The following is a 20,240-nucleotide window of genomic DNA, read 5'->3' as shown; positions in this document are numbered from 1 at the left end:
CCATCCGCCCGGCACCTGAGACGCGTGTCCACTCCCCGGACGCCTCCGGACGCCTCCGGACGCCTCAGTCCGGCAACCGTACGGCCGCGAGCTGGGTCGCCTGGGCCACCAGCCGCCCCTTGGAGTCCCACACGTGGGCGACCTCGTCCATGCGGTCGCCGCCGACGTCCGTGGCCGACAGGCGGACCCTGACGGGGCCGGGGGCGGGCAGCCGGCGGATGTAGGCCGACAGCTGAATCGTCGGCACCCAGCCGGACAGCCCGAGGTCGAACGAGACCGGCGGCACCGGGTCGAGCGCCACCAGCAGGCTCAGCGGGTCCCAGTCGGAGCCGTCGGCCAGGCGCTGCCAGCTCGCGATCTCGCCCTTCCTGGTCGGCGCCCCGAACGCGAACGCCAGATGCGCCGGATCGACCCGCTCCTCGACCACGGCCATCAGCGGCACGGCGAAGTCCGCGCCGGGCGGGTCGGTGGGCGCGAGGAAGCAGTCCTCCTCGGCCGGCAGCTCGACCGGCGGGAGCGAGGTCCACCAGGGGTCGCCGTCGTCCAGGACGCCGAGCGTGACGTGCGACTCGACGCGCACCCTGCCCTCCTGGGCCAGCGAGACCCGGACCTGGGCCAGGCTCCGGCCGATCCGCAGCGGCTCCACGCGCACGTCCGCCGGGCCGGGCGCGGGCGGCTCGACGAAGGCGCCGCTCACGGCGGTCACGTGCGGGTGCCGCTCGCCGGCGCCGCTCTGGCAGGCGGCGCGGGCCAGCACCGCCAGCAGGTAGCCGCCGTGCAGCTTGGTGCCCACGCTCCACTGGGCGTCCAGCGTGGCGCCGAACTCGTCCGCGCCGCGGGCGACCAGCGCGGTCGCCTCCCCGAAAGTCCCCATTTTTCGCGATATCCCTTCAGATATCCGTTCAGCAGAAGGTCAGATTGACACCGTCAACCTGACGGCGTCAATCTGAGATCCATGACCGCTGCGAGACGTGTGCGCGCCCGGCGCGGAGAAGGCGGCCTGCTGCGGGAGGAGATCCTGCGCGCGGCCGAGGACCTGCTGACCGAGTCCGGCAGCGAGGACGCCCTCACCCTGCGTGCCGTCGCCCAGCGCGCCGGGGTGTCCACGCCCTCGGTCTACCTGCACTTCGCCGACAGGGAGGCGCTGCTGGAGGCCGTCTGCCTGCGCGTGTGGGACGAGTTCGGCCGGATGTTCAGCGAGAACCTGACCGGCGACCCGTTCCTCGCGCTCGGCCGCTGCGGACGGGCCTACGCCCGCTTCGCCCTCGACCATCCCGTGCAGTACCGGGTGCTGATGATGCGGCCATCGGCCGTCCAGGGGGTGCCGCCGGCCGCCGCCGCGTGCTTCCGTCACATGGTGGACGCCGTCGCCGCCTGCGTGGCGGCCCGCGTGCTCGAAGGCGACCCCGAGGAGCTGGCGCTCGGCCTCTGGTCGGCCGTGCACGGCTGCGTCTCGCTGCTCATCGCCCAGCCGTCCTTCCCCTGGCCCGAGGACCGGGAGGCGCTGATCGACCACATCGTCCGCATCGCCGGGGTGGGCACGGCCCTGCTGTCCCGCCTGCCGGACGCGCTGCCGCCCAGCGGCGTGCTGGCCGCCGAGCTGGACGACTTCGGCGCCCGGCTGTCGGCGGGCACGTCGGCGGGCACGTCGGCGGGCGTGAAAAAACCCCGCGGAGCGTGACTCCGCGGGGCAGGCCGGCCGTCCTAGCCCTCGCCGTACCGGGCGGGCAGGACCTGGGCGGCGATGTCGTAGAGCCGGTCGATCTCGGCCGGGGTGAGCGCCCGCTCGCGCTTGGTGATCCACTTGCGCGCCCGGTCGCCCTGGTAGACGTCCACGCCGCGGATGGTCATGATCTTCCACGGCACGGGCGGCCCGTAGATGGCCAGGGAGGGCACGACGACGACCTCACGGCCGAACGCCTTGCTGATCAGCTCGCTGGCCTGGGACGCCTCCCACTTGGCCTCGGTCAGCCTCGGCTTCATGTCGAAGGGGCCGTGGAAGAGCTTCTTGCCCGACTGGACGCGGACGGGTAGCCGTTTGTCCCACTTCTCGGAGTCCACGGCGTAGACGCCGGTCGGCCCCACCACGAGGTGGTCGATCTGGGCCTCGCTGCCGGGGATCGCCCTGGCGTGCAGGGTGCGGTAGCCGCTGCGCTCCAGCCTGCGGAGCTGCCCCTCGGTACGCCGCTCGGCCACGGACGCGCGCCGCCACGCCGGCACCGTGGAGTGGGACCGCGCCCGGTAGACCGCTTCGAGGATGGCCGCGACCACCCCGGCGGTCACGCCCAGACGCCAGTCGCGCAGCAGGAAACCCACCACGATCGCCACGCCGATCGCCACGAGCGCGCGATTGCGCATGCGGCGGAAGCGCGGTTCCTGGAGCAGGTCACGCACGGACGCGCGTTCCACGGGCGCGTAGGTGGTGGTGGGCGCCGATGGTGTCGCGGCGGCGGTGCGCTCGCCCTCTGGCCGGTCGCTCACCCAGATGGGTGACGCGTTGTGACCGTCTTCTCGCTGGTTGTCGGAGTCCACGTAACTCACCGTAGCTCGGAGATCGGAACGATTCCTAGTGTTGACCTGTCCATAGTTTTATGGCCCAGCTCATCGTGTTCCACTCATGTTTTCGGGGTATGTCTTACGTTCTTCTCTAGAGATGCCTAGTGTGCCGATCGTGCGAGAAATACACGAGCTTTCCGCGCTCGAGCAGGCCCGGGCCGTCCGTGACCGTGACGTCTCACCGGTCGAGCTCGCCCAGCACTATCTCGACCGGATCGAGCGGATCGATCCCTCGGTCGGCGCGTACGTCACCGTGACCGCGGAACAGGCGCTCGACCAGGCGCGCCGCCTGGAGAAAGAGCTGCCTGACGGGCCGCTGGCCGGGGTGCCGATCCCGGTCAAGGACCTCAATCTGGTCAAGGATGTGCCGATCACCTTCGGCTCGGCGGTCTACCGGGGGTTCGTCGCGCCGGTGGACGACACGGTCGTGACGCGGCTGCGCGAGGCCGGCACGGTCATGCTGGGCAAGACCGCCACCCCCGAGTTCGGGCTGCCCTGCTACACCGAGACCGACGTCTCGCCGCCCGCCCGCTCGCCCTGGGACCTCGGCACGTCGGCCGGCGGGTCCAGCGGGGGAGCGGCCGCCGCCGTGGCCGCCGGGCTCGCGCCGGCCGCCCAGGGCAGCGACGGCGCGGGCTCGATCCGCATCCCGGCCTCCGCCTGCGGCCTGTACGGCATCAAGCCCACCCGGGGCCGGATCAGCTTCGCCCCGATCATCCCCGACCTGGCCGGCATGTCCACGAACGGCCCGATCGCCCGTACCGTGGCCGACGCCGCGGCCCTGCTCGACGTCATGGCGCACAACGAGCCCGGCGACCTCTACCTCGCGCCCCGGCACGAGGGCACGTACCTCGCCTGCGCCGGCCGCGACCCCGGACGGCTGCGCATCGCCCGCTACGCCGACCCCATCGTGCCGGGGGCCGAGGTCGATCCCGAGGTGCTGGCCGCGTACGAGGGCGCCGCCGCGATCCTCGCCGGCCTCGGGCACGAGGTCGTGGAGATCCCCAGGCCGTTCGGCACCGACCTCGTGTCGCAGTTCGTCACCCTCTGGTACACCTTCGCCTGTATGCACCCGGTCGCCGACGACCAGCGGCACCTGCTCAGGCCGCTCACCCGGTGGCTGCGCGAGCGTGGCCTGGCCACCACCGCCCCCGCGTTCCTCCAGGCCCAGGCCGCCCTCCAGCTCGCCACCCGGGGCGCGCTCACGATCACGAACGCCTACGACGCGGTGCTCACCCCGACCCTCACCCAGCCGCCCAGGCCGGTCGGCTGGTTCGAGGACGTGGACGACGTCGAGGAGACGTTCGAACGCATGAAGCGCTTCGCCGCCTTCCCGGCGATCTACAACGTCAGCGGCCAGCCCGCGGTGAACCTGCCGCTGCACTGGAGTGCCGAGGGCCTGCCGATCGGCGTCATGCTGGCCGGGCGGATCGGCGGCGAGGGCACCCTGATCTCGCTGTCGGCCCAGGTCGAGGCGGCTGTGGGCGGGTTCTGGGGCGAGCGGCGGCCGTCCGTCTGGTAGGAGGTGCCCGTACGGGTCTGGCCGGGCACCCGCCGGAGGATTACGTTCGTCGTGTGAACAGCGCGGCGGAAAGTCTGCTCTTTCTCATCGGGGTGTCCTTGGGGCTGTTCGTACTGATCAGCCTGCTGGTCATGGTGCCGGGGCGGGGCTCGTCCCGGGTGGCGGAGCCGGGCCCGGTGTGGCTGGGCGGGCCGTCCGGGAGCGAGCACGGCGTGAGCACGTCGGCACGCGTGCTGGCCGACGGGCCCGCTCCCTGGGCACGGACGCCCGAACCGGACTGGGCGGCCGCGGCCATGGCCGTCGAGCCGGACGAACCCCTCGGCGGCGCCTCGGCAGGCTGGTGAGGTCACGATGCCCCCCTCGAACCAGCCCTCTGAGCAGGCACCGGAGCATCCCATGGAACGGCCCTCGGAGGGGCCTCCGACACAGTCTTCGGCGCAGGCGCCGATGCGGACGCTGACCCGTGTGCCGAGGCGGGCGCTGACGACGGCTCAGGCCGACGATCTCAGGCGGGCCGTCCAGAGGGCCGAGCGGCGCAGCGGGTTGCGCTTCGGCGTCTTCCTGGGCGAGCCGGTCGGCGCGCGACGACACTTCGCCGAGCGCCTGCACGCCGCCCTGGGCGCTGAGTCGGCCGATGCCGTGGTGGTGTTCGTCGATCCGGCGGGACACGCCCTGGAGATCGTGACCGGCGCGAACGCGAGGCGGCGGCTGAGCGACGGCGCCTGCCGGCTCACCGCCCTGTCGATGGCCACCGCCTTCAGCGCGGGCGACCTGATCGGCGGCCTCCTGTACGGCATCACCGCCCTCGCCGACCAAGCCAGCCACCGCCACTAATGGCACCACCGGAGCCTCGGCGGGCTGTGCCCTGCGGTGGTGTCAGGGGTGCGGCCCTCAGGGCCCGGGTGCGCTGCGCCCGTCGGCCGAGGTGTGTTGGGGCGGGCGTGGTCAGGCGCGTTGCAGCAGGGTGACGACGTGGTCGCTGACGCCGGCGAGCAGGCTGGACGGTTCGATCGGCGCTCCGGCCACGGCCGAGAACAGGGCGGGCAGCCCCGGCAGCGGGAAACCGTCGTCCTTGGCGGCGGTGGCGCCCACCGCGTTCTTGTCCAGCGCCGTCCGGCTGCGCTCCCAGGCGTCGAGCACCTCCTCCGGCGACGGCACCCCGAACCCGTGCCCGACGGGCGCGGCGTGCCGCAGCCGGACGAGCGGCGTCTCGGCGAAGGTCAGCGCGGTACGGGCGCGTACCTGCAGGTCGGCGCGGGGCTCGGGGTCGATCCAGTCCATGGCCGTGCAGGGGTTGCGGCAGGTCGCGACGCAGACCGCGAGCGCGCCCGCCAGCTGGCTGTGCTGCCGGTCGAAGTAGGCCCGCCAGCCCTCGCCGGGTTCGACCGACACCCGCAGCGTGCGGTTGGTGGCCGACTGCTCGGACTTGGTGTGGTCGCACTCGCGGTCGCCGATCACGCCGAACCTGCTCCCGGGCGCGCTCAGCCCGGCGGGCCAGCGGGCCGGGTCGCCGGCGTGGCCGAGCTGTGGCTCGAACGCCAGCAGCGGCAGGTATTCGCTGGCGATGTGCACGGCCGCGATCATGGGGCTCAGCTCCCGCCGGTGCCAGCGGACGGCGATCACCTCGAGCAGCAGGCCGTAGGCGGGCTTGAGCGACTCCAGGGCTCCGCGCGGCTGCTCCCGCGGCGTCTGCGGCATGTGGCAGGCGCGGGCGAGCCGGCGCAGGTCGGCCGGTACGGACCTGGCCTCGGCGGCGAAGTCCTCGGCGTCGAGCGAGAGCAGCCGCTGCCCGAACTCGCACACGTCGGAGATCTCGGCCGTGGGGGCGAGCGCCCCCAGATCGGCGAAGGCGTACCGGCGGGCGAGGGCGATCAGCAGCTCACGAGTCGAATCCACGCGAAGACTTTCTCACGATCTTGCAGCAGTCACGGACATGGGGCGCACACGCACCAGACGCCCCGAAACGGTCACCGGCTCAGGGCGCGTGGGCGCGGGACGGCCCGAAACGGTCACGGGCCTGGGGCGCGTGGGCGCCGGGCGGCCCGGGGTGGTTACGGGCATGGGGCGCGTACGCATTGCACGTCTTCCGGCGGGCTGGTGACCGTGGGCTCGTCCGTGGGCTCCTCAGGGGGCTGGGTGGGCTCCTGGGTCGGCTCGGGCTCGGAGGTGGTCACGGTCGGCGTGGGCTTCGGCGAGACGGTGGGCGTGGCGCTCGGGGTGGTGGGGGCCACGGTCGGGCCGGGGGTCGCGCTGGTGGTGCCGCTCGGCTTGGCGCTCGGCACGGCCTTGGTCGGCGGCGCGGGCTGCCTGGTGGTGTGCTCGGGGCTGCTCGGGCTGTGGACCTGCGTGGTCTCGTCGGCGGGCGGCAGCACCTGGCCCGTGCTGGCGGGCTCGGCCGGACGCAGCCACACCGACCCCGCCACCGCGGCCGACACCACGACGGCGGCCGCCATCGTGGCCACGGCCGTCAGCGTGCGACGACGGCGGGAGCTGCCGCCGGCGGGAGCCGAGGGCATGGTGAGCGGCGAGCCGGGGTCGGCCGCGGGCATGACGCCCGTCGGCTGGAGGCCCGGGTGGGCGCCCGTGGGAAGACCCGGATGGGAGCCCGTGGGAGAAGCCGCGGGGGAGCCCATGGGCAGACCCGTGTGGGGGTCCGTGGAAAGACCTGTATAAGAGCCGGTGGGGAGACCCGAGTGGGAGCCCGTCGTGGGCGGGGTCGCCGGAGGGGCGGTGAGCGGCGGGCCGGGCAGAGCCGCGCCGGTGACCGACGCACGGGCCGCCCGCGCCATGTCGGACGCCGACGACCAGCGCTGCGCCGGGTCCTTCTGCAGCGCCCGCGTCACCACCTGGCGCACGGCCGGCGGCAGGTCGGCGGGCGGCTCGGGCACGGGCGCGTTGAGATGCTTGAAGATGATCTGCACAGGGGTGTCCCCCTGGTACGGCAGCCGCCCGGTCAGGCACTCGTAGGCCACCACGCCCAGCGCGTAGACGTCGACAGCAGGGGTGACCTCGTTGCCCGCGGCCATCTCCGGCGCGCAGTAGGCGGCCGAGCCGAGCATGGTGCCCGTGGCCGTGAGATGACCGGCCGAGCCGGAGTGGGCGACCCCGAAGTCGGTCAGCGCCACCTGCCCGTCGGGCCGGACCATGAGGTTGGCCGGCTTGACGTCCCGGTGGACGATGCCCTGCGCGTGGGCCGCGGCCAGCGCGTCGCCCACCTCGGCGACCAGGCGCATGGCCTCCTGCGCGCCGAGCGGGCCGCGCCGCAGGACCCGGTCGAGCGACTCGCCCCGGACGTACTCCATCACCAGGTAGCTGACCCGGCGCCCGTCGGCCTCGTGGACGCCGTAGTCGTAGACGCCGACCACGCCGCGGTGCCTGAGCGTGGCCATGGCCCTGGCCTCGTTCTGGAAGCGCTGGGTGAAGGTGGGGTTCTCCGACAGGGCGGGCATCATCACCTTGACCGCGACGGCCCGGCCCAGCACCAGGTCGTCGGCACGCCAGACCTCGCCCATGCCGCCGCCGCCGAGGCGGTCGGCCAGCACGTAGCGGTCGTTGAGCGTGGTACCGGCGCCTAGCACGTACTTGAGGCTAACACCCGGTCTCCATGCTCAGGCCGTATTCGGCGCAGCGCGAAGCCGGGTCCCCGCCGGGTGTGGCGGGGACCCGGACCGATCAGGCCGACGCGGCGTCGGTCTCGCGGTTGCGCAGGGCGCGGCTGACGCCGTCGGCGCCCTCCAGGATCAGCCTGCGCAGGGCCTGCGGCGGCTGCTCGGCGGCCAGGAAGTCCTGGGCCGCCTTGACCGTGGCGGGCTCGATGAGCAGCGCGGGGAAGCAGTTCATGGCGAACGTCGAGGCCTTCTCGAACGTCCACTCGCGGTAGACGCGCCCGACCTCGGCGAAGTACTTCTCCCGGTACGGCTCCAGCAGCTCGGCGTGGTGCGCGTCCTGGAAGCCGGCGATGGTGTTGCGGGCGATGTGGTTGGCCAGGTCGCCGCCCACGATCCGGTCCCAGGCCGCCGCCTTGGCCTCGGCCGTCGGGATCGCGGCCCGGCACAGCGCGGCCGACCGCTCACCCGTCGCCGTAGGGTCGCGCTCCAGCTCGGCGGCGATGTCGGGCTCGCCCAGGCGGCCGCCGGAGACCAGCGCGGCCACCAGCGTCCAGCGCAGGTCGGCGTCGACGGTCAGGCCCTCGGGCACGCCGGTGCCGTCGAGGATGGCCTGCAGCAGGTCGAGGTCGGCGGCGGCGACCGCCACCGGGGCGAACGCCTGGAGGAAGGCGAGCTGGTGGTCGGAGCCGGGCGCGGCCGAGCCGAGCAGCGAGCGCAGCTCGGCGGCCAGCAGCGCCTCGCCCTCGGCCCGCCAGGCCGGGGCGGCGTACTGCTGGACGGCCTGGCGCGCCTGGCGCAGCACCGCCTGCAGGACCGTGATGTCGGAGACCGTGCCCGCCCCCGAGACGACCAGCCTGACGTAGTCGCGGGTGGACATCTCGCCGTCGCGGGTCATGTCCCAGGCCGCCGACCAGCACAGGGCGCGCGGCAGCGACTCGGTGAAGGCCGCGATGCCGCCCTCGACGAGCGTGCGCAGGGAACGCTCGTCCAGCCTGATCTTGGCGTATGTCAGGTCGTCGTCGTTGAGCAGCACCAGGTCGGGCTGCTCGGCGCCGACCAGCTCGGCCACGCCGGTACGGGCGCCCACCACGTCGAGCTCGACCCGCTTGGTCCGGGTGAGCACGCCGTCGGCCAGCGAGTACAGGCCGATGGCGATGCGGTGCGAGCGCAGCGTCGGGTAGTCGGCCGGGGCCTCCTGGAGCACCTCGAAGGAGGTGAAGCGGCCGTCGGACACCTCGAAGGAGGGCCGCAGCGTGTTGACCCACGCGGTCTCCAGCCACTCCTTCGACCACGACGACAGGTCGCGGCCCGAGGTGCGCTCAAGGGCGGCGAGCAGGTCCTTCAGCTCGGTGTTGCCCCAGGCGTGCTCGGCGAAGTAGTCGCGCACGCCGGCCAGGAAGTTGTCCAGGCCGACGTAGGCGACGAGCTGCTTGAGCACCGAGGCGCCCTTGGCGTACGTGATGCCGTCGAAGTTGACCTCGACCGCCTGCATGTCGGGGATGTCGGCGGCGATCGGGTGGGTGGAGGGCAGCTGGTCCTGGCGGTAGGCCCAGGACTTCTCCACGTTGGCGAACGTGGTCCAGGCGCCGTTGCCCCAGCGGGTGGCCTCGGCCTGGGCCAGCACGGACACGTACGTGGCGAAGGACTCGTTCAGCCACAGGTCGTCCCACCAGCGCATGGTGACCAGGTCGCCGAACCACATGTGGGCCATCTCGTGCAGGATCGTCTCGGCGCGCCGCTCGACGACCGCGTCGGTGACGCGGGAGCGGAAGACGTAGTCCTCCAGGAACGTCACGCAACCGGCGTTCTCCATCGCGCCGGCGTTGAACTCGGGCACGAAGAGCTGGTCGTACTTGGTGAAGGGGTAGCGGACGCCGAACACCCGGTGGAAGAAGTCGAAGCCCTGCCTGGTGACCTCGAAGAGGTTGTCGGCGTCGAGGTGCTCGCCGAGCGAGGCGCGGCAGTAGAGCCCGAGGGGGATGCCGTCGTGCTCGGAGGTGACCTTGTAGTACGGCCCGGCCACCAGCGCGGTGATGTACGTCGAGATCACCGGCGTCGGCTCGAACTCCCAGCGCCTGGCCGCCTGGACGCCGCCGTGGCGGCCGGACTGCCCTTCGAGGTCCTCGACCTTGGCCGCGGCGCCGTTGGAGACGACCTCCCAGTCGGCGGGGGCCAGCACGGTGAGCTGGAAGACGGCCTTGAGGTCGGGCTGGTCGAAGCAGGCGTACATGCGGTGGGCATCGGCCGTCTCGAACTGGCTGTGCAGGTAGACCTTCTGGTCGACCGGGTCCACGAAGCGGTGGAGACCCTCGCCCGTGCGCATGTAGCTGCAGTCGGCGTCGACCAGCAGCTCGTTGGACTCCGCCAGCGAGGGGAGCGGGAAGCGGCCCTTCTCGGCGTCGTAGGAGGAGACGTCGAGGTCGGCGCCGTTGAGGGTGACCTTGCGCACGTTGGCGCCGTGCAGGTCGATGAAGGTGGAGGCGCCCGGGCTGGTGCTGGTGAAGCGCACCGTCGTGACGCTCTCGAAGCGCTCGTCCCCCTCCGTCAGGTCGAGTGCGACCTCGTACGACTCGACCTTCAACAGCCGGGCGCGCTCGCGAGCCTCGTCCCGGGTCAGGTTGCCTGCCAAGTTGCGCTCCTTTTCACCACTTCGTTGTAGTTTGTCGGTATCCTGCCACGCCGGGAATAGGACCTCGACACCCTCAGGTTATGGCCACACGTGACTGAGAAGATTCCCGTGGACCTGTGGTTCGATCCTTTCTGCCCATTTGCCTGGGCGACGTCACGATGGCTTCTCGAAGTGGAGAAGGTACGCGCCGTCGAGCCGCGCTGGCACGTCATGAGCCTCAACGTCCTCAACGAGGGCAAGGACGTGCCCGACTCCTACCGTGAGGCCATCGTCAGGGCCATCGAACCCGTCCGCGTGGTGGCCGCCGCGCGGGCCGCGCACGGCGACGAGGTCGTCGGCCCGCTCTACACCGAGCTCGGCACGCGCCTGCACAACGAGCGCGGGATGAAGGACCTCAGCCGCCTCGGCGAGCTGATCGAGGACTCCCTGGAGGCGATCGGCCTCAGCCGCGACCTCGCCGCCGCCGCCCACTCCACCGAGTGGGACGACGCCGTACGCGCCTCCCACCAGGAGGGCATCACGCTGGTCGGCCAGGACGTCGGCACCCCGGTCATCCGCGTCGGCGCCAACGCCTTCTTCGGCCCCGTGATCACGTCCATCCCGAAGGGCGAGGACGCGGGCAGGCTGTGGGACGGCGTGCTTCTCGTCACCGAGTTCGAGGACTTCTTCGAGCTCAAGCGCACTCGTACCAGACAGCCCACCTTCGACTAGATATGTCGCCACCGCCGGGGTAAGACTCATACCCTGGCGGTAGGTTCTCGGACGCGCGGAGGATGAGGAATCCCCCTCCGCTCGATCCGTGGTCTCGCCGGCCCCACGACGCGCACGCGAGGATGGCCCCATGCGCCAGCTGTATATCGGCGGTTCCTGGAACGCCTCTACGTCAGACGAGTCCATCGAGGTCGCCAACCCGGCCACGGAGGAGATCATCGACCGGGTGCCCGCGGGCACCCCCGACGACGTCGAGGCGGCGGTGTCGGCGGCGCGGGAGGCGTTCCCCGTCTGGTCCGACACCTCGGCGGCCCAGCGCGGGAAGCTCCTCGGCCACGCGGCCGAGCTGCTCAAACAGCGCGCCGAGAGCGTCGCGGCGACGATCGCCACCGACATGGGCGCGCCGCTCGGCTTCGCGCTCAAGGTGCAGACGCTGATGCCCGCCGCCGTCCTGTCCTCCTACGCGCAGCTGGCCGAGAGCTACCCGCGCGAGTCCCGCATCGGCAACTCGCTGCTGGTCAAGGAGCCGATCGGGGTCGTCGCGGCGATCACGCCGTGGAACTACCCGCTGCACCAGATCATCTGCAAGGTCGGCCCCGCGCTGGCCGCCGGCTGCACGGTGGTGCTCAAGCCCAGCGAGGTGGCGCCGCTGGCGGCGTACGCGCTGGCCGAGATTTTCGACGAGGTGGGCCTGCCGCCGGGGGTGTTCAACCTGGTCAGCGGGCGCGGCCCGGTCGTCGGCGAGGCGATGGCCGCCCATCCCGACGTGGACATGGTCTCCTTCACCGGCTCCACCGTGGCCGGCCGCCGGGTCGCCGCGCTCGCCGCCGAGACCGTCAAGCGGGTGGCGCTGGAGCTCGGCGGCAAATCGGCCAACATCATCCTGCCCGACGCCGACCTGGCCACGGCCGTCAAGGTCGGCGTGGCCAACTGCTTCATCAACGCCGGCCAGACGTGCTCGGCCTGGACCCGCATGATCGTCCACCGCGACCAGTACGACGACGCCGTCCGCCTGGCCGTCGAGGCCACTCGCAAGTACACCGTCGGCGACCCCTTCGACGAGGCCACCAGGGTCGGGCCCCTGGTGTCGGCGGTCCAGCGCGACCGGGTGGTCCGCTACATCAACCGGGGCCAGGAGGAGGGCGCCAGGCTCGTCGCCGGCGGCACCGAGCGCCCCCGCGAGCGCGGCTTCTACGTCGAGCCCACGGTCTTCGCCGCGGTCGAGCCGGGCATGACGATCGAGCAGGAGGAGATCTTCGGGCCCGTGCTGGCGCTGATCCCGTACACGAGCGAGGGCCAGGCCGTGGAGATCGCCAACGACACCAAGTACGGCCTGGCCGGCGCGGTCTGGTCGGGCAGCCAGGAGCGCGCGGTCGCCGTCGCCCGCAGGCTGCGCACCGGCCAGGTCGTCGTCAACGGCGGCCAGTTCAACCCGCTGGCCCCCTTCGGCGGCTACAAGCAGTCGGGCGTGGGCCGCGAGCTGGGCGAGTTCGGCCTGGAGGAGTACCTGGAGATCAAGTCGATGCAGCTGTAGGCCCCGGCCCGCCGCGGCCTACGCGCGCAGCATGATCCTGCGGGCCTCGTCCTTCGGCAGGCGGTCGACGTACAGCCTGCCGTCGAGGTGCTCGGTCTCGTGCTGGAAGCAGCGCGCCAGCGAGCCGCGGGCCTTGATGCGCACGGGCCGCTGCAGCCGGTCGACGCCCTCGACGGTGACGCCCGCGGCCCGCGCGACGGGGGCGTAGATCGGCGTGCGGGTGCGGCGGTCGGGCACCGACAGGCAGCCCTCCTCGTCGGAGACCTCCTCGGCGTCGTCGACGGTGAGCACGGGGTTGGCGACATGGCCCTTGCGCCCGGCGATGTCGTAGACGAACAGCCGACGCGACACGCCGATCTGCGGACCGGCCAGGCCCACGCCGTTGACCGCGTACATCGCCTGGAACATCTCCTCGATCAGGCGGCGCAGCTCGCGGTCGAAGTCGGTGACGGGCTCGGCGGGCGTGCGCAGCACCGGATCGCCGATGACGCGGATCTCACGCATGCGTCTCCACTTTCGTAAGGACTGGGGAACGGTAGGGGTCCTTACTCTAGCCAGCGAGTGGGATCGGCGGGGCTGTGGAAGACTGGACGGGTGCGTGTCTACATCGGTGCCGACCATGCCGGCTATGAGCTCAAGAACCACCTCGTGTCCTGGCTCAAGGACCACGGCCACGAGGTGACCGACTGCGGTCCCTTCGTCTACGACGCCGAGGACGACTATCCGGCGTTCGTCCTGCGCGCCGCCGAGGGCGTCGCCGGCGACCCCGGCAGCCTGGGGGTGGTGATCGGCGGCTCGGGCAACGGCGAGCAGATCGCGGCCAACAAGGTGCGCGGCATCCGCGCGGCCCTGGCCTGGAGCGAGGAGACCGCCTCGCTGGCCCGCGAGCACAACAACGCCAACGTCGTCAGCATCGGCGCGCGCATGCACACGACCGAGGAGGCGACCAGGTTCGTCGAGGTCTTCCTGACCACCTCCTTCTCCGGCAGCGAGCGCCACAGCAGGCGCATCGCGCAGCTGACCACCTACGAGACGATCGGCCAGCTGCCCTCGCTGCCCTAGGTCTTGCGCCTGGCCTCGCGCCGGGGCGTCTCGTCGCGCAGGGGCCGCCGGTCGGCGGCCTCCTGCTGCTCCTTCGACGGCCTGGACACGTCGCGGGCCCGCATGGCGATGGTCGCGGTGATCTGCAGACTTTGCAGGGCCATGCTCAAGAGCCTACGTCGTGCGTCTCAGAACACCAGCCCGGCCAGCGGCTTGGGGCTCCACGCCATGGCCGCGGCCAGCGCCCGCACCGCGCCCGGCGTGTGCTCGCGCAGCAGGCCCGCGTCGAGCTGCGCGCCGAGCAGGCCATCGCCCAGGTACGCCGAGCCGAGCGCGGACACCGGCACCGTCAGGTGCGGCTCGTCGTCCACCGGCTTGCACTCCGCGCCGGTGGTGTCGGCGGTGAGCCGCCGGCGGCCGGCGTTCCAGGGGCACACGTCGTCCTCGATCTCGATCACCAGGTCCACGGGGGCCGCGTAGGCGCGGGCGGTCAGGGCCCTGTCGACGTCCACCAGGCGTACCCACAGCTCGTCTGACCAGGTCGCGCGCAGCTGGCGGGAGTCGGCGAGCAACGCGATCAGGGCGTCGTCCACCGGCCGCGCGTACGTCTCCAGCTTGGTGATCAGGTCGCGGTCCAGCATGTCGCGCCACAGCAGGGCGTAGGCCGCCGGATCGGTCGCCTCCAGCTCGAACACCCGCAGCTCGCCGCTGGGCACGCCGTTGGCGTCCCACGCCGACTTGGTGCGGAACAGCGCGTAACCGCGCACCTCCCGCTCGTCCTCGGCGAGCACCGCGCGCAGCGAGCCCCAGCCGCCCCTGTCGTGCTCCTCGTCGGCCAGGAAGGCGTCCCAGACGTGCCGGGTGCGCTCGTACCGGCCCGGACGCCTGGTCACGACGGCGGCGAACAGCTTCTCGAAATCGGCCCTGGCCTCGGTGGGGGAGACCACCCTGAGCCGGAGCGCCGGGTCGGTGGGGGCGTCCCGCACGAAGGCCGAGCGGTGCTTGTCAATCTTGTACGACAGTTCGCTGGCCGCCCTGCCGTACCCGAACCTGCCGTAGATCAGCGACTCGGAGGCGTAGAGGGCGGCCACCGACTCGCCGCGGTCGCGGATGTCGGACAGCTGCCGGCGCATCAGCGCGGACAGCACGCCGCGGCGGCGGTGCGAGGGAAGCACGCTGACCGCGGTCACCCCGCCCACGGGGATCTGGCGTCCGCCGGGGACGGTCATCGTGAGGCTGAAGACGGACGTGACGCCCGCCATGGTGGTGCCGTCGAAGGCGACCAGGGTGCGGTCGAACTCCGTGGCGGCCTTGTACCGCTCGTCCTGGGTGGGGTGCGGCGTCCAGCCGAAGCCCTCTGCGAGCACGCCGGCGAAGCCCGGCCACTCGGATTCGTCAATGGGACGGATCGGATAGGTCATCCGTCCACGGTAGGAGCGGGCAAAGGGGGACGGCCACCCAATATCCGTGCTTAATGATCAAGGCCTTGGTCAAGTGGGCTGCCCAAACAGGGGTCAGACCGATACAGTCACACGCATCATGAGTTCCCGTCCGGCGCCGCTGATTCCGCCACGGGTCCGTGCGGTCCTGGTGCGGGTGCCGTTCCTGGTGTCCGCCGTCCGGTTCGTCCGGAGGGGGCCGCTGGCCCGTGACCGCAACCTGCTCATCACGCTGACCGTGCTCTCGCTCGTCATCGGGCTGCTGGCGGCGAAGGTGTCCACCGAGTGGTTCTCGCCGTCGCTGCTCATCCTGGTCACCCTGATCGGCGGGCTGCAGCTGCGGCTGCGCAGCCTGGTCAAGCTGCTGGTGGCGGTGGGCGTCGCGCTGACCTACGTCGCGGCCACGCTCGGGGTGGCGCGGGTGGGGCTGGGGCTCACGGTGACGATCGTGTTCACCACCGTGCTCGCCGTGCTGATGGCCCGTACCCGGGGCAAGCTCGGTGTGCAGGGGCTGCGCGGCGACGCGATGCTGCTGGAGCTGCGCGACCGGCTCAGGAGCCAGGGCGAGCTGCCCCCGCTGCCCAAGGACTGGGGCGGCAAGGTGGTGCTCAAGCAGGCCGGGGGCTCGTCGTTCGGCGGCGACTTCCTGGTCTCCATGCGCGACGGCGACTCCGTCGAGATCGCCCTGGTCGACGTCTCGGGCAAGGGCGTCGACGCCGGCACCCGCGCGCTGCTGCTGTCGGGCACGTTCGGCGGGCTGCTCGGCTCGGTCGACGACTTCCTGCCCGCGTGCAACGCCTACCTCCACCGCCAGCGCGGCGACGAGGGCTTCGTGACGGCCGTGCACGTCCGCCTCGACCTCGCCACCGGCGACTACACGATCACCTCGGCCGGCCATCCGCCGGTCGTCAAGCTCGACTCGGGCACCGGCAACTGGCAGGTCGCCTCGGCCAAGGGCGTGGTGCTCGGCGTGGTGCCCGACCTCCACTGCGAGCCCGACAGCGGCACGCTGCGCAAGGGCGACGCCCTGCTGCTCTACACCGACGGCCTGATCGAGCAGCCGGGGCGCGACATCGACGCCGGCCTCGACCGGCTGCTCGGCGAGGCCGAACGGCTGCTGCCCTCCGGTTTCCGTGACGGCGCGAGGGCACTGGTCAACGCGATGTCCTCGGGCCACAACGACGACTGCGCGCTGGTGTTGATCTGGCGTCCGTAGTGACGTTTCACATGGGTCAGGTCGTGATGGCGGTCACTGGCAACGGGTTCGGCGGGCTGAGATCATTCGACTGTTCGGGTCCCGGCGGAGCGGCGCGGCTCCACCGGGCCCGTCATCTCGTCCGGTTCCGCACGACCAGCACTACAACCAGCCGCTGTCGCTGGCGATGCGCACGGCGTCCAGCCGGTTGCGGGCGCCCGTCTTGCACATGATCCGCGACAGATGGTTGCGCACGGTGCCGACCGACAGGAACAACTGGTCGGCGATCTCGGTCGATCTCGCCCCGCCCGCCGCGATGCGCAGCACGTCGAGCTCGCGCCGGGTGAGCGGGTTGGCGGCCGACTGCAGGGCCGCCACCGCCAGCTCCGCCTCCACCGCCCGCCCGCCCGCGGCGACCTGGCGCACCCCCTCGGCCAGCCGCTCGGGCGCCACCCGCAGGCTCATGAACCCCAGCACGCTGCCGTTGAACGCCCTGCGCACCTGGCCGGGGCTCGGCCGGGCGGAGAGGATCAGCACCGAGCAGCGGGGGACCTGCTCGGTCAGCTGCGTGGCGACCGGCAGGCCGGGCAGGTCGAGGTCGACGATCGCGACGTCGGGCGCGCTCGACCGCGCGGCCGGCAGCACACCGTCGGGGCTGCCCGTCTCGGCGACCACCCGCAGGTCGGGCTCGGCTTCGAGCGTGGCCTGCAGACCGCGTCGCACCAAGGGCAGGTGTTCGGCGATGAGTATGCGGATCAAGACGTCCCCCTCCATCGTCTCCCAGGGTGATCGGCTGATCGCTTACTGTCAATGCGGTCCGTTGATTCACCAAAGTGCGGGCAAGCCCGAGGGATGTGCGGAGTTCGACTAGTCTGGGAACGTCGAGACCGTCTGTCTGCCTGGAGCGCGCGTAGATGAACTGGCTCTTTGTCGCCGGGATCCTTCTGTTCCTGGTGGGGTTGATGGTCTCCGTCGGCCTGCACGAGGTGGGCCATCTCGTGCCGGCCAAGATCTTCGGCGTCCGGGTCACCCAGTACATGGTCGGCTTCGGCTCGACGGCCTGGTCCATCCGCAGGGGCGAGACCGAGTACGGCATCAAGTGGCTGCCGCTCGGCGGCTACATCCGCATGATCGGCATGCTGCCGCCGCGTCCCGGTGACGCTCCCGGCAGGCTGCGGAGCGCGTCGACCGGGCCGTGGCAGGGTCTGATCGAGACCGCCCGCGAGGCCGCCATGGAGGAGGTGCGGCCCGGCGACGAGGACCGCGTCTTCTACCGCAAGAAGTGGTGGCAGAAGATCATCATCATGTCGGGCGGCCCGGCGATGAACTTCGTGCTCGCCTTCATCTTCTTCAGCATCCTGCTGGTCGGCATCGGCCTGCCCAAGACCGCCCCGATCGTGTCGCCCGACACCAACACGTGCGTGATCCCCACCACCGAGGTGCGCAAGACGTGCGCGCCCACCGACGAGCGCACCCCGGCCGCCAAGGCGGGCGTCAAGGTCGGCGACCACATCGTCTCCCTCGACGGCCAGAAGATCGCGACCTGGCAGGACGCCACCCGCCTGATCCGCGGCCACGGCGCCGGCCCCGTCAAGCTGGGCATCGTCCGCGACGGCAGGCCGATGACGCTCGACGTCACCCTCATCGCCCGCGACATGGCGAACCCCACCGACGAGACCAAGATCGACAAGGGCGTCGGGTTCCTCGGCGTCGTGCCCTCCCAGGTCTTCGAGCAGCAGAGCATCGGGCAGGTGCCGGGCTACATGAGCGACCTGACCGGCCGCGTCGTGGGCTCGATGGTCAACCTGCCGGCGAAGATGGTCGGCGTCTGGAACGCCGCCTTCTCCGGCGACAAGCGCGACCCCGAGGGCCCGGTCGGCGTGGTGGGCGCGGGCCGGCTCGGCGGCGAGATCCTGGCCTCCGACATGTCCAACAAGAGCAAGCTGTTCACCTTCGTCAGCCTGCTGGCCGGGTTCAACCTGGCGATCGGCCTGTTCAACCTGATCCCGCTGCTGCCCCTCGACGGCGGCCACATCGCGGGCGGCCTGTGGGAGGGCATCAAGCGCGGCTACGCCAAGATCATGCGCCGCCCCGAGCCCCGCTACGTCGACATCGCCAAGGTGCTGCCGCTCACGTACGCGATGGCGTTCGTGCTGATCATCATGGCCGGTCTGCTGGTCTACGCCGACCTGGTCAACCCCCTCACGCTCGGCTGACCCGGCCGGCGCGCCACGGGCGGGGGCTACCGGGCCTGGCGCACGCTGCGACGCCAGACCTCGGCGATGTCGCCGACGGCGGTGACGTCCCGGGTGGCGTCGCCCTCGACCAGCACCAGGTCCGCGCGCAGACCGGGGCGATCCGGCCGCGGTCGGCCAGCCCGAAGTGCCGGGCGGGCACGCTGGTCGCGGCGGCCGGCGCCTCCTCGGCGCCGAGCCCGGCCTCGGTGAGCAACCGCAGCTCGCGGTGCAGCCCGGCGCCGAGGGCGGGCACGAACGGGGTGGCGTCGGTCCCGGCGGGCAGCGGCACGCCCGCGCGGCGCAGGGCCCGCAGCGCGCCGACGGCATGGGCGGAGCTGCCTGGACGAACGCCGGCGCCTGCGCCGGGTCGGGGACGAAGTCGATCGCCGTGACGTCGAGCCCGTCCAGGACGGTGTCCGCCAGGGCCGCCGGCAACTGGGTCGGGTGCCCGCCCGGAGCGGTGGCCAGCGTGCCGGCGCTGCGCAGGTCGGCCACGTCGTCGTTCTCGGCGGCCGGCCGCCGCTGCCCGGCGAGGATCTGCGGCAGGCAGAACATCACGCCCGAGGGCGACCGGATCGCCGCCGTCTACTCGGTCACCAACCCCGGCAAGCTCGCCGGCATCCGCTGAGCCGCCGGTCCGCGGCTAGTTCATCGAGATGTGCACGTGGTCGTAGTGGTTCTCGGTGATGCTGCCGCGGTCGGACATCGGGCGCCAGCCCGAGCCCTGGTTGATGCGCTGCTTCCAGATCACGTACTTGACGCCCAGCTTGGCCTTGTTCTTCAGCGCCCAGTCGGCCAGGCGGTCGCCGAGGGCGTTGTTGACGGCGCTCGGCATGGTGCCGCCCGTGCTCATCATGAAGTCGCAGGCCCGGCCGAGCGGGTGCTCGCCGCTGGAGCCGGACCGGAAGCAGCCCACCTCGTACGGCAGCGAGAAGCTCTTCTGCACCTGCGCGCGCATCAGCCGGGTGCGCGGCGTGATGTTGTCCGAGCCGGACGGCAGCTCGGGCGCCCAGCTCCCGTCGGACTTCTTGCCCGGCCCGAACGGCACGAGGTCCTGCAGCTTCTTCTTGATGTCGTCGATGACGTCCTGGGCGTCGTCGCGCTGCTCGGCCACCTCCGCCGTGCCTGCCTTCAGCTCCGTCGCGAGCGTGGCGGCGGCCGTGACGGCCTTCTTCTGGTCGTCGCGGGCCTTGGCCACGCTGTCCACGACCGCCTGCTGCTCGGCGGTGAGCTGTTCGAGGACGGCCGCGCCGCCGCCGTCCGGGGTCAGCATGAAGCCCGGAAGGGAGGCGTCGCGGCTCTGGTAGCGCAGCCGGGCGATCTCGGCGACCCGCTGCTCGGCCGTGGCCACCGCCTGCTCGGCGGCGGCGAGCCGCTGCTGGGCCGCGGTGGCGGCCTGCTGGGCCTTGGCCAGCTCGACCCGCTTGAGGTTGTACGTCTCGATGAGCTTGTCGACCTTGCGGTTGAGCTGCTTGAGCTGGGCCCGCAGCTGCGCCTCGGACGGCTTGGGCGCGGCTGCCACGGCGGCTGACCCGGAGACTGTGGCGGCCGCCGGATGGACGAGCAGGGCGGTGGCGGTGATGAGACCGACGGCAAGACTCGCGGGGGACGAAGCCGCCACGTGGTTGTTCCTCTCCCTCTGCCGGCCGGGTTAGCTGACGGGTTCGGGCACGGGAGCAGTCCCTACCACTTGCGCGGATTCACCCCGGATGCGATGGGTCCCCGGCTCCCGGGCAACACGCCCGGGATTAGGCGTACAACGACCGTT

At 72.0% G+C, this 20,240-nt stretch carries 20 protein-coding genes and 1 riboswitch; of the genes, 10 read left to right on the top strand and 10 right to left on the bottom strand.

Annotation, left to right across the window (positions count from 1 at the left end; all coding sequences use genetic code 11):
• Positions 1-64: 64 nt before the first annotated feature.
• Positions 65-874, bottom strand: a complete 810-nt coding sequence (locus ABT158_RS33815; RefSeq protein ID WP_352360470.1) for a thioesterase family protein — start codon at positions 872-874, stop codon at positions 65-67.
• 81 nt (positions 875-955) lie between these two features.
• Between ABT158_RS33815 and ABT158_RS33810 the strand changes: the two genes are divergently transcribed.
• Positions 956-1,681 carry a TetR/AcrR family transcriptional regulator gene (locus ABT158_RS33810; protein ID WP_352360468.1) on the top strand — a complete coding sequence of 242 codons (726 nt, stop codon included), beginning with the start codon at positions 956-958 and terminating at the stop codon, positions 1,679-1,681.
• A gap of 23 nt (positions 1,682-1,704) precedes the next feature.
• On the opposite strand, the gene ABT158_RS33805 is transcribed toward ABT158_RS33810, so the two are convergent.
• Complete coding sequence (locus tag ABT158_RS33805; protein ID WP_352360466.1) at positions 1,705-2,532, bottom strand: nuclease-related domain-containing protein; 828 nt, start codon at positions 2,530-2,532, stop codon at positions 1,705-1,707.
• A gap of 139 nt (positions 2,533-2,671) precedes the next feature.
• Here ABT158_RS33805 and ABT158_RS33800 point away from each other — a divergent pair, with 139 nt between their 5' ends.
• The 3 genes from ABT158_RS33800 to ABT158_RS33790 all read left to right on the top strand — a co-directional run bounded on the left by ABT158_RS33800 (position 2,672) and on the right by ABT158_RS33790 (position 4,912).
• Entirely contained in the window at positions 2,672-4,078 is a 1,407-nt protein-coding gene (locus ABT158_RS33800; RefSeq protein ID WP_352360464.1) for an amidase, read from the top strand.
• Between the two features lie 53 nt (positions 4,079-4,131).
• Positions 4,132-4,422: a hypothetical protein gene (locus tag ABT158_RS33795; protein ID WP_352360462.1), complete on the top strand. Its 291-nt coding sequence runs from the start codon at positions 4,132-4,134 to the stop codon at positions 4,420-4,422.
• Between the two features lie 121 nt (positions 4,423-4,543).
• Positions 4,544-4,912, top strand: coding sequence for a DUF5130 family protein (locus ABT158_RS33790; RefSeq protein WP_352360460.1), 369 nt, complete (start codon positions 4,544-4,546; stop codon positions 4,910-4,912).
• A 111-nt stretch (positions 4,913-5,023) separates the two neighbouring features.
• Here the strand turns inward: ABT158_RS33790 and ABT158_RS33785 are convergent, their stop codons facing one another.
• The 3 genes from ABT158_RS33785 to pepN all read right to left on the bottom strand — a co-directional run bounded on the left by ABT158_RS33785 (position 5,024) and on the right by pepN (position 10,315).
• Positions 5,024-5,974: a hypothetical protein gene (locus ABT158_RS33785; protein ID WP_352360458.1), complete on the bottom strand. Its 951-nt coding sequence runs from the start codon at positions 5,972-5,974 to the stop codon at positions 5,024-5,026.
• A 155-nt stretch (positions 5,975-6,129) separates the two neighbouring features.
• Entirely contained in the window at positions 6,130-7,656 is a 1,527-nt protein-coding gene (locus ABT158_RS33780; RefSeq protein ID WP_352360456.1) for a serine/threonine-protein kinase, read from the bottom strand.
• 94 nt (positions 7,657-7,750) lie between these two features.
• Positions 7,751-10,315 carry an aminopeptidase N gene (pepN, locus tag ABT158_RS33775; protein ID WP_352360454.1) on the bottom strand — a complete coding sequence of 855 codons (2,565 nt, stop codon included), beginning with the start codon at positions 10,313-10,315 and terminating at the stop codon, positions 7,751-7,753.
• A gap of 90 nt (positions 10,316-10,405) precedes the next feature.
• On the opposite strand from pepN, the gene ABT158_RS33770 reads away from it, so the two are divergent.
• Complete coding sequence (locus ABT158_RS33770; protein ID WP_352360452.1) at positions 10,406-11,026, top strand: mycothiol-dependent nitroreductase Rv2466c family protein; 621 nt, start codon at positions 10,406-10,408, stop codon at positions 11,024-11,026.
• A 130-nt stretch (positions 11,027-11,156) separates the two neighbouring features.
• Positions 11,157-12,560 (top strand): aldehyde dehydrogenase family protein, encoded by a 1,404-nt coding sequence (locus ABT158_RS33765; RefSeq protein ID WP_352360450.1) that lies wholly within the window; start codon positions 11,157-11,159, stop codon positions 12,558-12,560.
• A gap of 18 nt (positions 12,561-12,578) precedes the next feature.
• Here ABT158_RS33765 and def read toward each other — a convergent pair whose 3' ends face one another.
• On the bottom strand, positions 12,579-13,064 hold the full coding sequence (gene def / locus ABT158_RS33760) for a peptide deformylase (RefSeq protein WP_352360448.1): 486 nt from the start codon (positions 13,062-13,064) through the stop codon (positions 12,579-12,581).
• Between the two features lie 90 nt (positions 13,065-13,154).
• Between def and ABT158_RS33755 the strand changes: the two genes are divergently transcribed.
• Positions 13,155-13,622, top strand: coding sequence for a ribose-5-phosphate isomerase (locus tag ABT158_RS33755; RefSeq protein ID WP_352360446.1), 468 nt, complete (start codon positions 13,155-13,157; stop codon positions 13,620-13,622).
• Here the strand turns inward: ABT158_RS33755 and ABT158_RS33750 are convergent.
• Positions 13,619-13,765 carry a hypothetical protein gene (locus ABT158_RS33750; RefSeq protein WP_352360444.1) on the bottom strand — a complete coding sequence of 49 codons (147 nt, stop codon included), beginning with the start codon at positions 13,763-13,765 and terminating at the stop codon, positions 13,619-13,621. The genes ABT158_RS33755 and ABT158_RS33750 overlap by 4 nt on opposite strands.
• A 24-nt stretch (positions 13,766-13,789) precedes the next feature.
• Positions 13,790-15,022 carry a GNAT family N-acetyltransferase gene (locus ABT158_RS33745; protein ID WP_352360442.1) on the bottom strand — a complete coding sequence of 411 codons (1,233 nt, stop codon included), beginning with the start codon at positions 15,020-15,022 and terminating at the stop codon, positions 13,790-13,792.
• Between the two features lie 118 nt (positions 15,023-15,140).
• Between ABT158_RS33745 and ABT158_RS33740 the strand changes: the two genes are divergently transcribed.
• A complete protein-coding gene (locus ABT158_RS33740; protein WP_352323620.1) occupies positions 15,141-16,256 on the top strand; it encodes a PP2C family protein-serine/threonine phosphatase in 1,116 nt (371 codons plus the stop codon).
• A gap of 141 nt (positions 16,257-16,397) precedes the next feature.
• Here ABT158_RS33740 and ABT158_RS33735 read toward each other — a convergent pair whose 3' ends face one another.
• A complete protein-coding gene (locus ABT158_RS33735) occupies positions 16,398-16,994 on the bottom strand; it encodes a response regulator transcription factor (protein WP_352360440.1) in 597 nt (198 codons plus the stop codon).
• A 155-nt stretch (positions 16,995-17,149) separates the two neighbouring features.
• Here ABT158_RS33735 and ABT158_RS33730 point away from each other — a divergent pair, with 155 nt between their 5' ends.
• The gene (locus tag ABT158_RS33730; protein ID WP_352360438.1) at positions 17,150-18,451 is read left to right on the top strand and encodes a M50 family metallopeptidase; all 1,302 of its coding nucleotides are present in this window, start codon (positions 17,150-17,152) and stop codon (positions 18,449-18,451) included.
• A gap of 166 nt (positions 18,452-18,617) precedes the next feature.
• Positions 18,618-19,100, top strand: a complete 483-nt coding sequence (locus ABT158_RS33725; RefSeq protein WP_352360436.1) for a hypothetical protein — start codon at positions 18,618-18,620, stop codon at positions 19,098-19,100.
• Between the two features lie 15 nt (positions 19,101-19,115).
• Here the strand turns inward: ABT158_RS33725 and ABT158_RS33720 are convergent, their stop codons facing one another.
• Entirely contained in the window at positions 19,116-20,093 is a 978-nt protein-coding gene (locus ABT158_RS33720; RefSeq protein WP_352360434.1) for a VldE C-terminal domain-containing protein, read from the bottom strand.
• A 5-nt stretch (positions 20,094-20,098) separates the two neighbouring features.
• A riboswitch (cyclic di-AMP (ydaO/yuaA leader) is annotated at positions 20,099-20,237 on the bottom strand.
• Positions 20,238-20,240 lie beyond the last annotated feature (3 nt).

The sequence above is a fragment of the Nonomuraea sp. NPDC001636 genome, assembly GCF_040298265.1.
Lineage (GTDB): Bacteria > Actinomycetota > Actinomycetes > Streptosporangiales > Streptosporangiaceae > Nonomuraea.
The sequence above is the reverse complement of the archived record's forward strand: the minus strand, read 5'-3'. Positions and strand labels throughout refer to the sequence as shown.